Raw genomic sequence first — 17,730 nt, forward strand, 5'->3', positions numbered from 1 at the left:
CCGCCTGTGGCGGCCCGCCGGGGCGCTGCCTCGGACCCCGGAGTTGTATGGCCAAGATGAAGTTGGTTTCGGGTCATGCCTTGCGCTCCAGCGCGCCATAAATCCACAGCAGGGCGGCGGCGGCACTTTGGCCGGTGTGATGGGTCGTGAACTGCCAACCGGTGGTGCGCGCGAGGTGGGCAAGATGGTCTTTTCGCGCGGCAAGCCGGTCAAGGTATTGCTGTTTGAGGTCGCCTGCACGCAGGGTTTCGTGGCGCATGGCCCCTGTCATGCTTTCGAAAATGGTGCGCCCGTCAAAGGGAAATGCTTCCTCTTGCGGGTCAAGGATTTGAACCAGGGCACCGCGCACGCCCCGGTCTGCGGCCTGCAGAAGGGCGGTTTCTGTGGCGCGCATATCGCCAAGGAAATCGGAAATGAACAGCGCGCGCGAGTGGGGCAGCATCCCTTGGGCTTCGGGCGTGCCATAGTCGGCGGTGTCATCTTGCGACAAGAGGGCCGCGAGTTTGGAAAGCTGGACCTCGCCGCCGCGCGGAGGCAGGCGCAGGCCCGTCAGGCCGACACGTTCACTGCCGCGGATCAGCAGGATGGCGCTCGCCAGTCCCAGGGCGCGGGCGCGTTCCGATTTGGTTGGCAGGTCGGCGTGTGAGGAAAACCCCATTGATGCGCCCTGATCGACCCAGAGGATCACGCTTTGCGCGATCTGCCATTCCTTTTCCTGCACGAACGGCGCGTCAGCCCGTGCGGACCGGCGCCAGTCGATGCTGCGCGCGGCGTCATGGCTTTGGGCGGGGCGGAACTGCCAGAAGGTATCGCCCAGACCCGCGCGCCGCCGCCCGTGTTCGCCCAGCAGAACGGTGCTCGCCAGATGTTCTGCCTCGGCCAGAAGGGCGGGCAGGGGACTGGCAAGCGTTTCCGCCCGCGCGCGAAGGTCGCCCGATTGCGTCATGCGGCTTTGGTGACGGTCGTGATCTGTGCCGCGACCTGATCAATCACATCGGCCACGGTTTCGCCGCGCGCACGGGCCGCAAAGGTCAGCGCCATTCGGTGGGTCAGCACAGGGGCGGCCATGCGGCGCACGTCTTCGGCGGACGGGGCAAGGCGGCCATCCAGCAACGCCTCGGCACGCACGGTCAACATTAGGGCTTGCGCTGCGCGAGGGCCGGGGCCCCAGCTGACGTTCTGGCGCACCGTTTCAGGGGCGGTATCATCATCGGGGCGGCAGGCGCGCACCAGGTCAAGGATCATTTCGACAATCGCGTCACCAACGGGCATGCGGCGCAGCAGGGTTTGCGCGGCCAGCAGTTCGTCGGCTGTAAACACGGCTGATGCCGCGCCCTCGGCAACGCCGGTCGTGGCGATCAGGATATCGCGTTCGGTTTCGCGATCAGGGTAGGGCACGTCGATTTGTACAAGAAAGCGGTCAAGCTGGGCTTCCGGCAGCGGATAGGTGCCTTCCTGTTCAATGGGGTTTTGCGTGGCGAGAACATGGAACGGGTTGCCAAGCGGGCGATGTTCGCCGGCAATCGTGACCTCGCGTTCCTGCATGGCTTGCAGCAGGGCGGACTGGGTGCGCGGGCTGGCGCGGTTAATCTCGTCAGCCATCAAAAGCTGGCAAAACACCGGCCCTTCGATAAAGCGAAAGGTGCGGGTGCCATCTGCGGCGGTTTCCAGAACTTCGGAGCCTAGTATGTCAGCGGGCATCAGATCGGGCGTGAACTGAATGCGGTTGCCCGACAGGCCCATGACCGTAGAAAGCGTATCGACAAGGCGCGTTTTCCCAAGGCCGGGCAGGCCAATCAACAGGGCATGGCCACCACACATCAGCGCGGCAAGGGTCAAATCAACCACGCTGTCCTGCCCGATAAACCGCTGGGCGATACTGGCGCGCGCTTCGGCCAGTTTGGCGCTTAGCGCCTCGATCTCTGTCACAAGCTCGTTTGCGGCCATGGCAATCACTCCTACTGATCTGTAACCTGTGTCTATCAGACCAGATATCGCAGGCGACCCCAATGGCAAAAACAATCAAAGGTGACAATGGCGTGAACGTTTCGGCGGAAAGCCTCGCATCCTCGGCGCGCGCAGCTTCAAAAAAGGGGCTGCCACCCGTGCATTTGTGGAATCCGCCGTTCTGCGGCGATCTGGATATGCGGATCGCGCGGGACGGGACGTGGTTTTATCTGGGCACACCGATCGGGCGGCCCGAACTGGTGCGGCTGTTTTCAACGATCCTGCGGCGCGATGGCGATGATTACTTTCTGGTGACACCGGTTGAAAAGGTCGGGATCACAGTGGATGACGCGCCATTTGTGGCGGTGGATTTCGAGCGGGTCGGCGAAGTGCTGCGCTTTGAAACCAACGTGGGTGATTTCGTTGACGCGGGGCCCGAGCATCCGATCCGCGTGGTGCGCGACGATGAAACGGGCGAACCCGCGCCCTATGTGCTTGTGCGCGCCAACCTTGAGGCGCTGATTGATCGCAAGTCGTTCTACCGGTTGGTGGAACTGGGCGAGGTTGATACCGTTGATGGGGTCGACTGGTTCGGGCTGCGATCGGGCGGGGAGTTCTTTGCCGTGATCCCGGCGGCGGAATTGCCCGATGCCTAAGACCTGCGCAAACCTGACATGGTTGTTTGCGGACCTGCCCATGCTGGAGCGGCCACGCGCCGCGGCGCAAGCAGGGTTCGGCGCGGTCGAGGTACTGTTTCCATATGACGAAAACGCGGCTGATCTGGGCAATGCGATTGCGCAAGCGGGCGTGGAACTGGCGCTGATCAACTGCCCGCCGCCCAATTACGCCGATCCGGACGGGCCGCGCGGTTTCGCTGCCGTCCCGGCTGAACACGCGCGGTTTCAGCAGGCGTTCCGGCGCGCACTGCGGTATGCGGGGGCGCTGGGCGCGCAGCACGTGCATATCATGGCAGGGGTCGCCGAAGGGGCTGCAGCGCGGCAGGTTTTCGTTGAGAATTTGCGCTGGGCGGCCGCGGTTGCACCAAAGCAAAGCCTGACGATCGAGCCGATCAATCCGGTGGATATGCCCGGCTACTATCTGAATGACTTTGATCAGGCCGCAGGCATTCTGGCCGAGGTCGCCGCACCCAACCTGCACCTGCAATTTGACGCTTACCATGCCCACCGGATTACAGGCGACGTGATGGGATGCTGGGAAAAGTTCGGCCATCTGGCGCGCCATGTGCAGGTGGCCGGGTTCCCCGGACGGCACGAACCCACGGGCGGGGACATTGATTACAAAGCGTTTTTCGCGCGGTTGCGGGCAGATGGGTATGACGGCTGGATCAGTGGGGAATACACACCCGCGGGTGAAACGCTCGACGGTTTGGACTGGCTGGAAACATGCTGACACAATGCTGTCAGCAGGGGTATGTCACAAGGGTCTCATCAACAACGCAAGGAGATGAGACAATGACCAGTCAACCCGTTCAGCCGATGGCCGCATGGTTCGAAATTCCCGTGACCGACCTTGCCAGGGCGCAGGCGTTTTATGATGACGTCTGCGGGTGGACGTCGCAGGTTGTGACCAATATGGGCCCCAACCCGATTGTCGTGCTGGATGGCGGTGATGTCGCCGGCGGTGGCCACCTTTACGAGGGCAAGCCTGCCGCGGCGGGAACCGGTGCGACGACACATGTAACGATCAACGGCTCGCTGGAAGCCGCGGCTGAACGTGCGATCAAGGCTGGTGGCCAGATCGTCGGCCCGATTGTTCCCATCCCCCATGGCCGGTTTCAGTATATGATTGACCCCGATGGAAATTCCATCGGCCTGTTTGAACTGGCCAAAGCCGCATGAGACGCGCCGACCGCCTTTTCCAGATCGTGCAGTATCTGCGGGGCGGTCGGCTGACCACGGCGGCGCGTCTGGCGCAGCAGTTGGAGGTGACAAAGCGGACCGTTTACCGCGATATCGCCGATCTGATCGGATCAGGTGTTCCGATCGAAGGCGAGGCGGGCGTCGGATACGTCATGCGCGCCGGATACGAGGTGCCGCCGCTGATGTTCACCGAGGACGAGATTGTCGCGCTGGTTGCCGGTGCGAAACTGATCCGCGCTTGGGGCGGGGCCAATATGGCCGCAGGGGCCGAAGAAGCCCTGATCAAGATTGCCGCAGTCTTGCCCGATGGCGCGCGCGCGCGGGCCGAGGCGGTGAAGATCAACGCATTTACCATGTCCGAAATGACCGACGATTTGCGCGAGATGATTGATCGGGTCGAGGCGGCCTCGGAAACCAATATCCGCCTTGAAATTGACTACGCCGACGAAAGTGGCGCGACCAGCCACCGTGTTGTGCGCCCGCTGGGCCTATGGTTCTGGGGCAAGACATGGACGATGGTTGGCTGGTGCGAAAAACGCGCCGATTTTCGGATGTTTCGGCTGGATCGCATAGCGCAGATGAAAGACGCAGGTGTGTTCAAACCCCAACGCGGCCAGAGCCTGCGCGATTTCTATGCCGATGAAACCCGCCGCAGCCACCGCCCGAAATGAGGCGCTGCCGCGCCGTTGTTTGAGTGGTGTGGCGGGTGATCGTTTTGCCGCCGAAGGCTGTAGGATACGAGGCGTTAGAGCCTCCGGCGGGGATATTTTTGGCAAGATGAGCGTGTCTAGTTTCCTGACAGACTTGCGGCCAGCCGCATCAGTTGCACCGCTTCGGTGCGATAACCGAACGGGTCGTCGCCGCGGTTGGCATTGGCCAGCGCGATGGCATCGGCGTAAGTCCAGTCACCAAGGTAGGTGCCGCCCTGCAGCAATTGCCCAAAGCCCGCGATAGCGGCGGCGAATTGGGCCTCGCCATCGGTGGATGTCGTGGCAATGGGCGTTTCGATCAGCTGGCTGTCACTGTCACCCGGTGCCTTGTAGCGCAGGCGCAAAAAGCCGAGTTCGTCGCTGTCATCCGCTGCGGGTGTAGGCTGATAGCGCAAAGGATCGCTTAGGACCGCAGGCGAGCCAACGGGCGTGATTTCATAGATTGCCGTGACCGTGTGACCGGCACCAAGTTCACCTGCATCCACCGCGTCGTTGTTGAAATCCTCGCGCCGCAGCGCGCGAGTTTCATAGCCGATCAGCCGGTATTCGGCGACCAGTGCGGGGTTGAATTCGACCTGGATTTTCACGTCATTGGCGATCGGGAAAAGTGCGCCGGTCAGGTTGTCGACCAGCACTTTTTGCGCCTCGGACAGCGTGTCGATATAGGCGGCCGTGCCGTTGCCGTTTTGCGCCAGGGCTTGCATGGTTTCATCGTCCAGATTGCCACGTCCGAAGCCCAGCACCGACAGGTATGTGCCACTATCGCGCTGATCGGCGATGTAGCCTTCCAACCCGCGCGGATCGGACAGGCCGACGTTGAAATCACCGTCCGTGGCAAGGATCACCCGGCTGACTTCGCCGTCACGTGCCATCGCGGCGGCGGTTGCATAGGCCTGTTCCAGCCCGCCCTGCCCGTTAGTGCCACCGCCTGCGGCAAGGGCGTTGAGCGCGGCCAGAATCGTGGCGCGGTCGGATGCAGGCGTGGGGGCCAAAACCTGACCCGCCGAACCGGCATAGGCGACGATCGCCACTTCGTCTTGCGGGCGCAACTGGTCAAGCATCAGGCGGAACGACTGTTTCAAAAGCGGCAATTTGGCCGCGTCGTTCATTGATCCGGATGTGTCGATAAGAAAGACAAGGTTCAGCGGCGGGCGATCTTCCAGCGCGGGCATCGTGCCTTGGATGGCGATTTGCACCAGTTGCGTGTCGGCGTTCCACGGGGTCTCAAAGACGTTGACCGTGGGGCGGAACGGGGCTTGGCCCGCTTCGGGGACCGCGTAGTCATAGGGGAAATAGTTGATCAGTTCTTCGATACGGATCGCGCCTGGCGCAGGAAGTTGCCCGCGCATCAGCGAGGAGCGCAGGACCGCATAGCTGGCCGTGTCCACGTCGATGGAAAACGTCGAAACGGGGGTCTCGGCGGTGATCCGTAGGGGGTTGGTTTCGGCATTGGCAAAGGCTTCGGTATCGGGTGCGACGCGGGCGTCGTCAGCGTCTTGCGGGCCGGGCGCGATACGGGGCGGGGCGGCGGGGGCCATATCGGCCATTTCGCCCGCAGGTTCCGTTATCGCGCGCAGACGCCCAAGTTCCTGCGCACCTCGTTCGGCAGCCGGTGACTGGGTCAGCATTTCGACGGGCGCTTCCTCGCGCTCGGCTGTGATTGCGGGCGGCACCAGCGCGCCCTCGTCCAGGGCGAGGTCCGCAGCATCTGGTGACGGGGCGACAGCGATGGCATCAGACTCCTCGGCGATCGTGCCGCCAAACGCAGTGACGCCGGAGTCGTCCTCGGTCGGTGTCGGCGCGGTGTTGGTTTCGCCAAGTTCGCTGACGGTCGGCTGCCCGCTGGGTAGGTTGATCAGGTCGCGCCCCTGCGGTGTCAGCACAAGGAAACCGCAGGCGATGATAGCGGTGGTGACGGTCAGCCCGCCTTTGGTGGTCAGCTTGGTCAGCATGGTTTTCACTCCTGTCCAGAGGGGTGATCCCTCGGTTGCAGGGGTATGACGGGTGGCATCGCGCGATCCTTGGAGCGCGGCGAAGTTTTCGCGAGCCAGGGCGATGTCGGCGGCGCGTTTCGCGGCGTCCGGTGCAGGTGTGGCGGCGTCGAGTGCGGCTCTCAGATCGTCGAGTTCATCGGTCATCGCGCGCCCTCCTCTTCATTTTGTTTCATCGCGCGCAGGCGTTTGCGGGACTCGGACAATCGCCAGCTTATCGTCCCTTCGGAGACGCCCAGAACCTCGCCTGCTTCGGCGTGGGTCATGTCGTCCATGATCAGCGCCAGTGTGTCACGCAGATCGTCGGGCAGGCCGGACATGGCGGCGGTCAGCCAGTCCAGTTGCGCGCGGGTTTCAGCGATTTCGGCATGACGGCCCAGTTCCCAGTCGCCCCATCCGTCCGCGGCGCGCGCATGGCTGGCGGCGCGGCGGCGGCGATCATGGGCGGCGTTCACGGCAACGCGGTAAAGCCATGTCGTGACCTTGGATTGCCGCCGGTAACTCGCCAGCTTGGCAGGCAAGGCGGCGCAAATGTCTTGCGTCAGATCTTCGGCCTCGGCCCGCGCGCCCGTGAGGCGAAAGCAAAGCGCGAACAGCCGATCATAGCACCGCGCGAGCAACAGCGCGAAAGCCTCGCCGTCACCACCCGCGGCCGCCTGGGCCAGATCTTCGTCGCTTGTCATCATGCGCATCACAGTCGTTTGACGCATGCGCGCGGTCAATCCTTGGAATGAAATGCGCGATTAGGCAAAGATTGTTTTCCGTGCTTAGGTGGCGGGCAAATTGAAGGGACAGAATATGCCGAATTTCATGATAACCTACCACGGCGGCGAGCCGTTCGCGACCAAGGAAGAAGGGGCCGCGCATATGCAGGCCCATATGGCGTGGATGGCCGATATTGGCGACGACATCGTGCTGCCAGACGCCCCGTTCAAGGCGCGCCGCATCGTAACGGCGGAGGGTGCAAGCGACGGCGGTTATGCAGGCATCATGGGCGCGCTGGTGTTTCGCGCCGATGACATGGCCGCCGCCGAAGCGGTCGCGGCGGCCTGTCCGTTTCTGGCAATGGGCCATATCGAGTTGGCAGAACTGATGTCGATGGGGTGAACGGGGTTGAGGTGGCGTGTGGTGACGCCCCGTTTTTCAGTGCCCCCAGCCGCCCGTTGCGATCTTTTCGGCCACGAATTTTCGGTAGTCGTTTGGCGATAACGGCGATCTAGGGCGATGGCGACTCGTGTTGCAATGCAAGCAAGCCGCAGCGATATTTCTGCGGATATCGCGACCGCCATCACATCGGGCCCACAGATGTTCGGCTGTGACCAAGCGCCGTTTGGCTTGATTTTGGGTCAATCCGTGTTTGCGCGCAAATTGCGTGGGATCATTGCCCGCCCACATCATGCGATCACAGTAATAACAGCGCCCGTTTTGGGCGTGAAATGCAGCGGTTCGGTGTTCTTGTAGTCTGTTGGCCACTTGGCAACTCCTTTGACTTTCTTTCGAAAGCAGAAGCGCGATGACCTAAGGTTCATCCCCCATGACGGGACACTTGCGTGTGCACAAGGCCGATGGCTTATGCCAAACCCTGCAGTTCATGTCGGACTATGTGCACGCAATGGGCGTGCCCCAAGCGCATCCGCGCTCGGGCCGTATTCAATAATTAATACAACAGCTTGCCTGTTTCAAGTCAGACCGAGGTGCAGATGTATTTCATCTCCATGTAGTCTTCGATGCCGTGGTGGCTGCCTTCGCGGCCAAGGCCGGATTGCTTGACTCCACCAAACGGCGCGACTTCGGTGCTGATGATGCCGGTGTTCACGCCGACGATGCCGTATTCCAGCGCCTCGGCCACCTTGGTGACGCGGCTGATGTCCTTGGCGTAGAAATAGGACGCAAGGCCGAAAATCGTGTCATTGGCGAGCTTGATCACGTCATCCTCGTCCTCGAATTTGAACAGCGGCGCGAAGGGGCCAAAGGTTTCGTCGGTGCTGACTTGCATGTCGGGGGTGGCGTTGGTCACGATGGTTGGCTCAAAGAACATGCCACCCAGATCGTGGGCCTTGCCGCCGGTCAGGATTGTGCCGCCTTTTGACAGCGCATCGGCGAGGTGTTCCTTGACCTTTTCCACCGCCGAAGGTTCGATCAGCGGGCCAAGGGCCGTGCCTTCGGACAGCCCGTCACCTACGGCCAAAGCCTCGACCGCCACTTTCAGTTTCGCAGCAAACGCATCGTAAACGCCTGCCTGCACGTAGATACGGTTGGCGCAAACGCAGGTCTGGCCATTGTTGCGGAACTTGCAGGCTATGGCGCCAATCACGGCCTCGTCCAGATCGGCGTCGTCGAACACGATAAACGGCGCGTTGCCGCCCAATTCCATGCTGCACTTCATGACCTGATCGGCGGCCTGTTTCAGCAGGATGCGCCCCACTTCGGTGCTGCCCGTGAATGTCAGCTTGCGCACCAGCGGGTTTTCGCAAAATTCCTTGCCCACGTCTGACGATTTGGTCGAGGTCACGACGGACAGCAACCCCTTGGGCAGGCCGGCTTCCTGCGCCAGTTTTGCCATGGCAAGGGCCGACAGCGGAGTCAGCGATGCGGGGCGGATCACAAAGGAACAGCCCGCCGCCAGGGCAGGCGCAACCTTGCGCGCGATCATCGCATTGGGGAAATTCCACGGGGTAATGCCTGCGGCCACGCCGATGGGCTGCTTGATTACGGTGATGCGTTTGTCGGGCATATGGCCGGGGATGGTTTCGCCGTAGATGCGCTTGGCCTCCTCGCCGAACCACTCCACGAAGGATGCGCCATAAGCGACCTCGCCACGGGATTCCGCCAGCGGTTTGCCCTGCTCGGCGGTCATGATGATCGCGAGATCCTCTTGATTGACCATCAACAGGTCGAACCACTTGCGCAGGACCTGCGCGCGGGATTTGCCGGTTTGCGCGGCCCATGCGTGGCGCGCAGCTTCGGCGGCGGCGATGGCGGTGGTAATTTCGGCGCGCGACAGGTCGGCGACCTTTGCAATGACATCGCCGCGCGCTGGGTTGACCACATCGAATGTCTTGCCGTCCTTGGCATCGACCCAGTCACCGCCGACGAAGGCCTGTTCACAGACCAGATCGGGACGCGACAAAAGCGATTTCAGGTTGGTGGTGTTGTCAAGCATGCGAGCCTCCTGCAAAGATTTGACACAGGGATACCCAAGCGGCTGGCAGAGTCCATGGGGTGTGTGCGAAAGGGTGCGAAATGGAGCTTGATGACGCTTACGCCAATGGCGCCTATATCGCCGGTGGGGACAAGTTTCCCGACCGGTGGGCAGGCGCTGCAGCGGCATTTCGCGACGCGGCGCAGTGTGAACTGGACCAACCCTATGGCGGGCGGGCGCGCGAGGATTATGACCTGTTCCTGCCCGTGGGCGCACCCAAAGGCGTGGTGATCTTTGTCCATGGCGGATACTGGATGGCCTTTGACAAGTCTTGGTGGTCGCATCTGGCGGCGGGGCCACTGGCGCGGGGTTGGGCGGTGGCGATACCGTCATATGATCTGTGCCCCGACATCACGATTGCCGGGATCACCCGCCAGATCGCGGCAGTCGTGGATACTGTCGCGGCGCGGTTTGCCGGGTTGCCCCTGCGTCTGACCGGGCATTCGGCGGGCGGGCATCTGGTGGCACGGATGGGCTGCGCGGATGTTTCGCTGGCCGCAAGGCACCGGATCGCGCGGATCGTGCCGGTCTCGCCATTGGGTGATCTGGAGCCGCTGTTGCGCACCAGCATGAATGAAACATTGCAACTGGATGCGGCCGAGGCGCGGGCCGAAAGCCCTGTGCTGCATCGGGCACCTGACGCGCCTGTCACGGTTTGGGTTGGCGCCGATGAACGCCCGGCATTCATCGCGCAGGCGCAGGGGCTGGCGAGGGCGTGGCAAGGCGATCTGGTGATTGAACCCGCGCGCCACCATTTCGATGTGATCGACGGGCTGGCCGACCCTGACAGCAATCTGGTCGCGGCCCTGTTGGGATAGGTCCGTGGGGGCCAGCCCCCACACCCCCGGAGTTGCATGGCCAAGATGAAGGGGCTTAGGTGTCGTGCAGCATCGCCCATGTGGGCAGCGGATCGTTCTCGGCTGGCGTTGCATGATAGACCCCACGGGCAATCGCGCGGGCAAGGCAGGTTGCCGCGGCATGGCCAAGGGCAAGCGTGTCCAGCGGTTCATTGGCCAGCGGTTTTGCGCCCGTGCTGGCGGCAAAGACCAGATCGCCGTCCATCGGCGTGTGGCTGGGCACCAATGCGCGCGCCATGCCGTCATGGGTGGCCGTGGCAAGGCGGGTGCATTGTGCCTGGGTCAGGATCGCGTCGGTGGCAACGATGGCAATGGTCGTCGCCCCACCCAGTTTTGTAGGCGGCATGTGGCGCGGATAGCTGATTGCGGGGCCACGCCCGCCGAACTCGGTGCCGATTTCCCATGGTCCGGCCCAGAAATGCGCGCCATCCCCGACCGTGGCGGTGCCAAGCGCGTTCACGGCGACAAGCGCGCCGACCGTGTGGCCGGATGGCAGGATCGCCGAGGCAGAGCCAAGCCCGCCTTTGAGGGTTGCCGTGGTCGCGCCGGTTCCGGCACCCGTGGTGCCAAGCTGGAATGTGCTGTCAGCGGTGTTCAATGCGGTGCGACCAAGGGCGGCGTAAGGGTTCGCCGCCCAATCCTTGGCCCCGCCATTGAGCAAATCGAACAGGATCGCCGCAGGCACGATCGGCACGCGCTGATCCCCCACGGCGAACCCGCGGCCCTGTGCGCGCAGTGCGTCCATCACGCCTGACGCTGCATCAAGGCCAAAGGCCGATCCGCCTGCAAGCACCAAAGCATCGACCTGTTGCACGGTCTTGTCGGGCGCCAGTAAATCGGTTTCCCGCGTGCCCGGTGCGCCGCCCATCACGTGAACGCCCGCGGTGAATGGTGCATCACCGACCAACACCGTGACGCCCGATTTCAGCGCATCGTCCTGTGCATTGCCAACACGCAGGCCGGCCACATCGGTGATCAGGTTGGTCGGACCGGCGCGCATATCAAAGACGCGGTTTGGGCGCGGCGGTGGCCGGATCGCCGGTGTTGGGGGTGCCTTTGGGTTCGATCAGCAGCACGGCGGCTTCATCGGTCAGGGCGCGCGGGCGGTGTTCGACGCCAGCAGGCACAACGAACAGATCGCCCGCGTCCAGTTCCAGTGTCTGATCGGGCAGATCAATCGCCACGCGCCCCTGCACGACCAGAAAGAAGTCATCGGTGTTGGGGTGGCTGTGCCAGTGGAATTCACCTGAAAACCGGGCCAGCATCACATCATTGCCGTTGTAGTCGGCGACGATCCGTGGGCTCCAGTGGTCATCGAACTGGGCGAGTTTTTCGGTGAGCGTGACTTTGTCCATGGGACCCCTAGGATGAGATGGTGAAAGCGCCCAGATAGCGCAACGCGGGTGTATCGTTCAGGGTATAGGGCATGCCACCGAAGGCGGATTCAGAGATCATCACGAGGGTGTTGTCGTTGCTGATCCGGTCGGTCATGTCATCAAGGTCGGCTGCGGGGATGATCATGCGCAGGGCAAACGGCACCCGTTCCCCGAACGCGACTTCCACGAAATTTGTATCCACATAGGCGTCTGCCAGATCGCGGGTCAGCGGTTCGGGATGGTTGTCATCGGGCGTGTCATAGCAATATGACATCGCCGTTTCTTCGGACGGGAAATGGCCCGCGAACAGGTGCAAGCGGTCACTACCTGCCTGTGGGGACGGGGCCGAAGTGCGCGGTTTGAACCACGACAGGATTGTTTGCAAAACCCCCATGTCAGACCTTGATCACATAGTCTTTGCGGGTGGTTTCGATCACCTCCCAGATGCCGGTGAAACCGGGGCGGATCACGATACTGTCGCCTGCGCGCAGGGTCTGCGCCGTACCGGTGGCATCATCACGCAGCACGGAATGCCCCGACAGGATGTGGCAGTATTCCCATTCGTCATAGGCAACGCGCCACGCCCCCGGGGTGCTTTGCCAGATGCCGCAAAACAGCCCGTCGCGGTCTTCAAGGTTCCATGTGGTGAATTGCGGATCGCCCGACACCAACCGGTCGGCCGCAGGGGCGTCATGTTCGGGCGGGGCGGCGTCGGGTGTGAGGCGGGCGAAATGGGTCATGGTGTCCTCCGTAGGGACAGCCTAATGCGCCCGGCGCGCCCATCACAAGGTGGATTGACTCGTGGCATCGGTTTCGGGCAATGAACGCCCATGCGCGGGGCGATGGCGTCGCTCCTGATCAACAGCGCAATCCGTCCTGAACGCCCGGACCTTCTGAAAAGGAGGTGCCTTATGGACCGTCCCGAATTTTACCGCTTTCACAATGGCGAAAAGGCCGTGCAAGCCTTTGAAGCCGCAGAATTTGACACCCGCCTTGCGGGCCTGCGCAAGATCATGGCCGAAGCCGGAGTCGAGGCCTGCGTTTTCACATCCATGCACGCGATCGCCTATTATTCCGGCTTTCTGTATTGTGCGTTTGGCCGCCCCTACGGGTTGGTCGTGACAGCCACACAGGATGTGACCATCAGTGCGGGGATTGATGCAGGCCAGCCGTGGCGGCGCAGCCATGGTGACAACATCACCTATACCGATTGGACCCGCGACAATTACTGGCGCGCGATCCTGTCGGTGACAGGCGAGGGGCGCGTGATTGGCTATGAGGGCGATCACCTGACCTTGCTGCAAAAGACCAAGTTGGACGGGTTCCTGAAACCGTCCAAGACCGTCGATATCGCCCCTGCGACCATGGTGCAGCGCATGCACAAATCGCCTGCCGAGATTGCCCTGATCCGCCATGGCGCGCAGGTTGCCGATGTGGGCGGCTATGCGATCCGCGATGCAGTCAAGGTTGGCGCGCGCGAGATTGACGTGGCCATGGCGGGGCGTGATGCGATGGAACTGGAGATCGCCAAACGCTTTCCTGACGCCGAATACCGCGACTCTTGGGTCTGGTTCCAGTCGGGCGTGAACACGGACGGGGCGCATAACCCTGTGACGGCGCGGGCGCTGGAAACGGGCGATATCCTGTCGCTGAACACCTTTCCCATGATCAGCGCCTATTACACAGCGCTGGAGCGGACGATGTTCGTGCGCGAGGTCGATGATGCCTGCCTGAAGATCTGGGAGGCCAATGTGGCGGCCCATGAATATGGCATGTCCCTTCTGCAGCCGGGCGCAAGCTGCGCCGAGATCACCCACAAGATCAACGCCTTCTTCGAGGAACGCCAGTTGTTGCAATACCGCACCTTTGGCTATGGCCATTCGTTTGGCGTCTTGTCGCATTACTATGGCCGCGAGGCAGGGCTGGAACTGCGCGAGGATATCGATACCGTGCTGGAACCCGGCATGGTCATTTCGATGGAACCGATGCTGACCATCGCCGAAGGCAACCCCGGCGCGGGCGGCTATCGCGAACACGATATTCTGGTGATCACCGAGGATGGAAACGACAACATCACGGGCTATCCTTATGGCCCTGAATTCAACGTCGTTGGATGAAACCGGACGGGCGGTTTCGTGCCGCCCGTCTGCCCGCTGCCGCGCGATGGCCCGCGAATTTGTCACAAACGCGCGCGCGGGCTTTCGCTTTGGTCAACCAGCGTGTTAGATCGGGACGAATAGTTTACCAAGGCGGACTGCATATGCCCTTTACCACCCCTGATCGTCGCAAATTTCTTGCGCTTTCCGGCGCTGCTGCCCTTGGGGCTTGCACCCCCGCCCTGACCGAAGAAGAAGTGCAGGCAGCGACTGATCTGGAACAGTTCGGCTTTACCCCCGCCGAAGGCTATGGGTTGATCGAGGATGGCGGCTATACGCTTCCACCGATCCCGCTGAGTTATCTGGAATACCCCAACCGCCGCCAGTTGATTTTCTATGATGGAACGCAGCCTGCAGGAACGATCGAAATCGACCCGCATGGCAAGTTCTTGTATTGGATCTTGGATGATGGAACGGCGTGGCGCTATCCCATCGCGGTGGGGCGCGCGGGCCGGTCCTTGCGCCGCCCGACAACCATCCGGCGCAAGGTCGAATGGCCCGGCTGGACCCCAACCGCCAACATGCTGCGCACCCAACCCGAGGTTTATGGCGAATTTCGCGGCGGCGTGCCGGGCGGGTTGGCCAGCCCCTTGGGCGCGCGCGCGCTTTATTTGTATCAGGGCGGGCGCGATACGTTTTACCGCATCCACGGGACCAACGACCTGCGCTCGATCGGCAATTCGGGGTCAGCAGGCTGTATCCGCTTGTTTAATCACGATATTATCGACCTCTATGAACGTGTGCCAAACGGCACCAATGTGCGTATCCGCTCGAAGTCGGAATCCGAACGCATCCTTGGTCCGGAATTGTCCAACCGCGGTATCGAACTGCCCGCAACGATCGTGTCGCCGGAAACGATCTATGGCGCGGTCGAGGAACAGGGTGTGGTTGAAACCGATCCAGGCGCGGAAACCGACGCGTAATCGCGATTCCATGGGCAAAAGCAGGTTGAAACGCGATTTTCGCTCTACTGCACCCGTGTAAAATGTCGTAAGATTTCCCATATAAAGCACAGACGATTACCAACGAGGGACAAAGTATGGCAAATTTCGACGCGCAGATCCGTGAATCACAGGAACAGGTGGCCGAGGCACAGGGCAAGATTGCCGAACTGACCAGCCGGATCGAAACCGCGCGCCAGAAGATGGCCGAGGGCACAGATATCGCCGTGGATATCGAAAATGCCTCGCTTGCGGATGTGCATGCCCATACCGAAGCGATGAACGCCAATATCGCCGAACTGATCATGGGGCTCGACGATGTAACGGCCGGATTTTCCAAAGATTTTGACGAGATGCGCTCGAAAACAGGCTGGGAAACCTTTGTCGGTATCTTTTCCAAGGGCAAATCGGAATCCCTGCGTCAGGAACGCATGCGCACGGCGTCGGTTGATGACAAGCTGCAAGACCTGATCGCCAAATCCGATGTGATCACCCAGCTCCTCGAAGGGCAGTTGGCGGTGCTGAACGAACAGAAAACCAAGGTTGAAACCAACCTTTCGGGCACGCTGGAAGACCGCGAAACCACCGTGTCCGAACTGGAAGCGGTCAAGGCCGAGATTTCCGGCATGGACCCGACGATCATCGCGCTGGAAAACAAGATTTCCGTCGAACAGGATGCCGCGAAACGCACGGCACTGGAAACCGAACTGGCCGCCGCCAACACCCGCTACAACGATCTGGTGCAGCAGGAACAGGTCAAGCTGGCGAAATCGCAGACGCTGGAACGCTATATCGAAAAAGGCAAAACCTGGATCGATTCACTGCAAAACCAGGCGGCGACGCAGATGGTGCTGATCAACAAGCTGCAAACAGACACCAAACAGCGTGTGGTGCTTTATGACGCGCTGACCAAATCGCTGAAAACCGCGCAGCAGCAGGACGTGGCCCACCAGATCAACGAGATCGGCGTGAAAACCGACCAAGAGGCGCAGACCGCGATGGCCGCAATCGGGTCAGCCACCAACGCGCGCATGGCCGAAATGATGGAAGCCCACGAGGACCACATGGTCTTCGCCCGCGAAGTGCTGGAGCAAAAGGCGCGTGCGGACGAGCGTTTCATGCGCCGTTTCGAGAAAATTGTAGAGAAGCACGACAGCAACCAGTACGGGGCTTGATGCTTGAGTTTCATTAAGGCGGGCATGTCGGCGGTGTTCGGCTTTCAATTAGTTGCTTTGGGCAATTTGGCGGCCCTGTATGTGGTATTTTTAGGAGTTTTCTTTTCGTACGAACTGTATGTCCACGAAATGTGGGTATTGTTCGGTATGAGTCTCATGAAGATATTGCCGCTCGTAACCATCTTCGCCTATTTTCAGCTGTTCTTTACCATTCCGAGCGCCGTTAGGCTGATTTCCTTGGCATTCTTAGGTGATGGCCGGCATATTGACACATCTGGGATATTGATCGTAATCGACCAGTTCAGGAGGTCTGTCACTAAGTTAAGGTCAATGATAGGCTTGAATAATGCCGCAAGCTGACACCCCCCTCGATCATTTCCAACTGGAAGATACGCGCGTCACGCGGCGCTATTTTGGCAAGTTTGAAAAGATCACGGGCCATCTGGGCCGTGTCGCTGCGGCGATGGAGGCTGAACGCCGCCTGACCCGCGCCGAGGTGGAAGTCATGGCGCGCTACCTGGTGGGCCTGACGCTGACCTTCCGCGCGCTGGCCCACAAATACCATTTCAGCGGCCGTTTCGCCCATGCGGGCAAGCTGACGTTTGACCGTGTCGAAAGCGGCTTTCCCGTCTTTGCCGAACTGCTGACCATGGCCAACGACGCGCTCCAGGCCGAACGCCATCTGCGCGAAATGCGCAGTGAGGAAGCGCTGAAGGACGAGATGATCCGGTCGATCCTGCACGATCTCGAAATCCCGACCAAGCTGCAATACGCCCTGTCCCAGCGGCTTTATTATCAGGAGTTACGTCGTGGCGGGCTGTTTTGGGCGCAAAACGATCCAGTGGCCGTCTGGCAGGGCAACCCCAGCGAAATGCGCCGGAATTTCCTGATCCACTGGGCGGTTTATGACAGCCAGACCAACCTGCCCACGATCTACCTGATGGAGGTCGAGGATACCGGCAAGGTCGGCCTGCCCAAAGACGAACGCCGCTGGCCCGAAGCCCAAGCGCACCTGATGGCGCAAAGCCTTGGCGGGTTGAAGTTGCTGACCATCGCACGGGGTTTCGATCAGGATTTCGACGATCTGCACCCCAAACGCCTGCGCCGGTTCCACATTGGTCCGATGTATTCCCATGCCTTTACCAAACAGGCGGGGCCCTTGCGCGAAGTGCTCGAAGCCGCGCGCGCGCCAGTGGGCGAAGACTGGGCGCTGGTCTGGACCGAGGAAGAACTGACATCCGCCGACACGGTGCGCGAAAAATCCGGCTGGTTCGGCATGGTGCAGCGCGAGGTGTTCGCGCTCGACCCATTCGCAGGCCAAGGCGCGGAAACCGGCGCAACCCGCATGGAACGCAGCATCATCCTGCCCCAACGCCCCTATCAGGCGCTGGAGGAACGCAAACCGCCCGGATTCGGGGATGTGCGCAAGTTCGTCGTTTCGCCCAACGGGCGTGTGTTGAGCTATCGGTGAGGGTTGGATTTTGGATATTTTTAG

General features: G+C 61.4%; 21 protein-coding genes. 11 read left to right on the plus strand and 10 right to left on the minus strand.

Annotated features, from left to right (window positions below; genetic code table 11):
- Positions 1–73: 73 nt before the first annotated feature.
- Positions 74–946 carry a DUF58 domain-containing protein gene (locus SJY21_RS13100; RefSeq protein WP_377511456.1) on the minus strand — a complete coding sequence of 291 codons (873 nt, stop codon included), beginning with the start codon at positions 944–946 and terminating at the stop codon, positions 74–76.
- Positions 943–1,947 (minus strand): AAA family ATPase, encoded by a 1,005-nt coding sequence (locus tag SJY21_RS13105; protein ID WP_377511459.1) that lies wholly within the window; start codon positions 1,945–1,947, stop codon positions 943–945. The genes SJY21_RS13100 and SJY21_RS13105 overlap by 4 nt, the downstream gene beginning before the upstream one ends.
- Positions 1,948–2,009: 62 nt before the next feature.
- Between SJY21_RS13105 and SJY21_RS13110 the strand changes: the two genes are divergently transcribed.
- From SJY21_RS13110 to SJY21_RS13125, 4 genes are all read left to right on the plus strand, one after another.
- Positions 2,010–2,603, plus strand: coding sequence for a DUF1285 domain-containing protein (locus tag SJY21_RS13110; protein ID WP_377511462.1), 594 nt, complete (start codon positions 2,010–2,012; stop codon positions 2,601–2,603).
- On the plus strand, positions 2,596–3,357 hold the full coding sequence (locus tag SJY21_RS13115) for a hydroxypyruvate isomerase family protein (protein ID WP_377511465.1): 762 nt from the start codon (positions 2,596–2,598) through the stop codon (positions 3,355–3,357). The genes SJY21_RS13110 and SJY21_RS13115 overlap by 8 nt, the downstream gene beginning before the upstream one ends.
- 62 nt (positions 3,358–3,419) lie before the next feature.
- Entirely contained in the window at positions 3,420–3,806 is a 387-nt protein-coding gene (locus tag SJY21_RS13120) for a VOC family protein (protein ID WP_377511467.1), read from the plus strand.
- A complete protein-coding gene (locus tag SJY21_RS13125; protein WP_377511470.1) occupies positions 3,803–4,498 on the plus strand; it encodes a helix-turn-helix transcriptional regulator in 696 nt (231 codons plus the stop codon). The genes SJY21_RS13120 and SJY21_RS13125 overlap by 4 nt, the downstream gene beginning before the upstream one ends.
- Positions 4,499–4,614: 116 nt before the next feature.
- Here SJY21_RS13125 and SJY21_RS13130 read toward each other — a convergent pair whose 3' ends face one another.
- Both SJY21_RS13130 and SJY21_RS13135 read right to left on the minus strand, forming a co-directional pair.
- Positions 4,615–6,675, minus strand: coding sequence for a von Willebrand factor type A domain-containing protein (locus SJY21_RS13130; RefSeq protein WP_377511473.1), 2,061 nt, complete (start codon positions 6,673–6,675; stop codon positions 4,615–4,617).
- Positions 6,672–7,238 carry an RNA polymerase sigma factor gene (locus SJY21_RS13135; protein ID WP_377511476.1) on the minus strand — a complete coding sequence of 189 codons (567 nt, stop codon included), beginning with the start codon at positions 7,236–7,238 and terminating at the stop codon, positions 6,672–6,674. Before SJY21_RS13135 ends, SJY21_RS13130 begins: the two co-directional genes overlap by 4 nt.
- Before the next feature lie 100 nt (positions 7,239–7,338).
- Between SJY21_RS13135 and SJY21_RS13140 the strand changes: the two genes are divergently transcribed.
- The gene (locus tag SJY21_RS13140; RefSeq protein WP_377511479.1) at positions 7,339–7,635 is read left to right on the plus strand and encodes a YciI family protein; all 297 of its coding nucleotides are present in this window, start codon (positions 7,339–7,341) and stop codon (positions 7,633–7,635) included.
- Positions 7,636–7,671: 36 nt separating this feature from the next.
- Here SJY21_RS13140 and SJY21_RS13145 read toward each other — a convergent pair whose 3' ends face one another.
- Together SJY21_RS13145 and SJY21_RS13150 are read right to left on the minus strand one after the other, a co-directional pair.
- Positions 7,672–7,926 carry an HNH endonuclease gene (locus tag SJY21_RS13145; protein ID WP_377511482.1) on the minus strand — a complete coding sequence of 85 codons (255 nt, stop codon included), beginning with the start codon at positions 7,924–7,926 and terminating at the stop codon, positions 7,672–7,674.
- A gap of 286 nt (positions 7,927–8,212) precedes the next feature.
- Entirely contained in the window at positions 8,213–9,691 is a 1,479-nt protein-coding gene (locus tag SJY21_RS13150) for an NAD-dependent succinate-semialdehyde dehydrogenase (RefSeq protein WP_377511485.1), read from the minus strand.
- A gap of 80 nt (positions 9,692–9,771) precedes the next feature.
- Between SJY21_RS13150 and SJY21_RS13155 the strand changes: the two genes are divergently transcribed.
- A complete protein-coding gene (locus SJY21_RS13155; protein ID WP_377511488.1) occupies positions 9,772–10,548 on the plus strand; it encodes an alpha/beta hydrolase in 777 nt (258 codons plus the stop codon).
- 55 nt (positions 10,549–10,603) lie between these two features.
- Here the strand turns inward: SJY21_RS13155 and SJY21_RS13160 are convergent, their stop codons facing one another.
- Genes SJY21_RS13160 through SJY21_RS13175 form a run of 4 tightly spaced genes read right to left on the minus strand, consistent with a single transcriptional unit; the run spans position 10,604 to position 12,703 of the window.
- Positions 10,604–11,587, minus strand: coding sequence for a P1 family peptidase (locus SJY21_RS13160; RefSeq protein WP_377511491.1), 984 nt, complete (start codon positions 11,585–11,587; stop codon positions 10,604–10,606).
- A 1-nt stretch (position 11,588) separates the two neighbouring features.
- Positions 11,589–11,942, minus strand: a complete 354-nt coding sequence (locus SJY21_RS13165) for a cupin domain-containing protein (protein WP_377511494.1) — start codon at positions 11,940–11,942, stop codon at positions 11,589–11,591.
- Between the two features lie 7 nt (positions 11,943–11,949).
- On the minus strand, positions 11,950–12,357 hold the full coding sequence (locus SJY21_RS13170; RefSeq protein WP_377511497.1) for a hypothetical protein: 408 nt from the start codon (positions 12,355–12,357) through the stop codon (positions 11,950–11,952).
- A 1-nt stretch (position 12,358) separates the two neighbouring features.
- Complete coding sequence (locus SJY21_RS13175) at positions 12,359–12,703, minus strand: cupin domain-containing protein (protein ID WP_377511500.1); 345 nt, start codon at positions 12,701–12,703, stop codon at positions 12,359–12,361.
- 171 nt (positions 12,704–12,874) lie between these two features.
- On the opposite strand from SJY21_RS13175, the gene SJY21_RS13180 reads away from it, so the two are divergent.
- From SJY21_RS13180 to SJY21_RS13200, 5 genes are all read left to right on the plus strand, one after another.
- Positions 12,875–14,080 (plus strand): M24 family metallopeptidase, encoded by a 1,206-nt coding sequence (locus SJY21_RS13180; RefSeq protein WP_377511503.1) that lies wholly within the window; start codon positions 12,875–12,877, stop codon positions 14,078–14,080.
- Between the two features lie 143 nt (positions 14,081–14,223).
- A complete protein-coding gene (locus SJY21_RS13185; RefSeq protein ID WP_377511506.1) occupies positions 14,224–15,042 on the plus strand; it encodes a L,D-transpeptidase in 819 nt (272 codons plus the stop codon).
- A 116-nt stretch (positions 15,043–15,158) separates the two neighbouring features.
- Positions 15,159–16,235, plus strand: coding sequence for a hypothetical protein (locus SJY21_RS13190; protein ID WP_377511509.1), 1,077 nt, complete (start codon positions 15,159–15,161; stop codon positions 16,233–16,235).
- A gap of 3 nt (positions 16,236–16,238) precedes the next feature.
- Entirely contained in the window at positions 16,239–16,595 is a 357-nt protein-coding gene (locus tag SJY21_RS13195; RefSeq protein ID WP_377511512.1) for a hypothetical protein, read from the plus strand.
- A complete protein-coding gene (locus tag SJY21_RS13200) occupies positions 16,582–17,706 on the plus strand; it encodes a hypothetical protein (RefSeq protein WP_377511515.1) in 1,125 nt (374 codons plus the stop codon). The genes SJY21_RS13195 and SJY21_RS13200 overlap by 14 nt, the downstream gene beginning before the upstream one ends.
- The last annotated feature ends 24 nt before the right edge of the window (positions 17,707–17,730 follow it).

The organism is Octadecabacter sp. R77987, assembly GCF_042466115.1.
Lineage (GTDB): Bacteria > Pseudomonadota > Alphaproteobacteria > Rhodobacterales > Rhodobacteraceae > SW4.

Excerpts from the sequence above, each read along its gene's own strand:
- SJY21_RS13100 (WP_377511456.1), bottom strand. The coding sequence starts at position 946 with ATGACGCAATCGGGCGACCTTCGCGCGCGGGCGGAAACGCTTGCCAGT.
- SJY21_RS13120 (WP_377511467.1), top strand. The coding sequence starts at position 3,420 with ATGACCAGTCAACCCGTTCAGCCGATGGCCGCATGGTTCGAAATTCCC.
- SJY21_RS13125 (WP_377511470.1), top strand. The coding sequence starts at position 3,803 with ATGAGACGCGCCGACCGCCTTTTCCAGATCGTGCAGTATCTGCGGGGC.
- SJY21_RS13185 (WP_377511506.1), top strand. The coding sequence starts at position 14,224 with ATGCCCTTTACCACCCCTGATCGTCGCAAATTTCTTGCGCTTTCCGGC.
- SJY21_RS13140 (WP_377511479.1), top strand. The coding sequence starts at position 7,339 with ATGATAACCTACCACGGCGGCGAGCCGTTCGCGACCAAGGAAGAAGGG.
- SJY21_RS13155 (WP_377511488.1), top strand. The coding sequence starts at position 9,772 with ATGGAGCTTGATGACGCTTACGCCAATGGCGCCTATATCGCCGGTGGG.
- SJY21_RS13145 (WP_377511482.1), bottom strand. The coding sequence starts at position 7,926 with ATGATGTGGGCGGGCAATGATCCCACGCAATTTGCGCGCAAACACGGA.
- SJY21_RS13150 (WP_377511485.1), bottom strand. The coding sequence starts at position 9,691 with ATGCTTGACAACACCACCAACCTGAAATCGCTTTTGTCGCGTCCCGAT.
- SJY21_RS13110 (WP_377511462.1), top strand. The coding sequence starts at position 2,010 with ATGGCAAAAACAATCAAAGGTGACAATGGCGTGAACGTTTCGGCGGAA.
- SJY21_RS13130 (WP_377511473.1), bottom strand. The coding sequence starts at position 6,675 with ATGACCGATGAACTCGACGATCTGAGAGCCGCACTCGACGCCGCCACA.
- SJY21_RS13200 (WP_377511515.1), top strand. The coding sequence starts at position 16,582 with ATGCCGCAAGCTGACACCCCCCTCGATCATTTCCAACTGGAAGATACG.
- SJY21_RS13115 (WP_377511465.1), top strand. The coding sequence starts at position 2,596 with ATGCCTAAGACCTGCGCAAACCTGACATGGTTGTTTGCGGACCTGCCC.
- SJY21_RS13105 (WP_377511459.1), bottom strand. The coding sequence starts at position 1,947 with ATGGCCGCAAACGAGCTTGTGACAGAGATCGAGGCGCTAAGCGCCAAA.
- SJY21_RS13135 (WP_377511476.1), bottom strand. The coding sequence starts at position 7,238 with ATGCGTCAAACGACTGTGATGCGCATGATGACAAGCGACGAAGATCTG.
- SJY21_RS13165 (WP_377511494.1), bottom strand. The coding sequence starts at position 11,942 with ATGGACAAAGTCACGCTCACCGAAAAACTCGCCCAGTTCGATGACCAC.
- SJY21_RS13175 (WP_377511500.1), bottom strand. The coding sequence starts at position 12,703 with ATGACCCATTTCGCCCGCCTCACACCCGACGCCGCCCCGCCCGAACAT.
- SJY21_RS13180 (WP_377511503.1), top strand. The coding sequence starts at position 12,875 with ATGGACCGTCCCGAATTTTACCGCTTTCACAATGGCGAAAAGGCCGTG.
- SJY21_RS13170 (WP_377511497.1), bottom strand. The coding sequence starts at position 12,357 with ATGGGGGTTTTGCAAACAATCCTGTCGTGGTTCAAACCGCGCACTTCG.
- SJY21_RS13190 (WP_377511509.1), top strand. The coding sequence starts at position 15,159 with ATGGCAAATTTCGACGCGCAGATCCGTGAATCACAGGAACAGGTGGCC.
- SJY21_RS13160 (WP_377511491.1), bottom strand. The coding sequence starts at position 11,587 with ATGCGCGCCGGTCCGACCAACCTGATCACCGATGTGGCCGGCCTGCGT.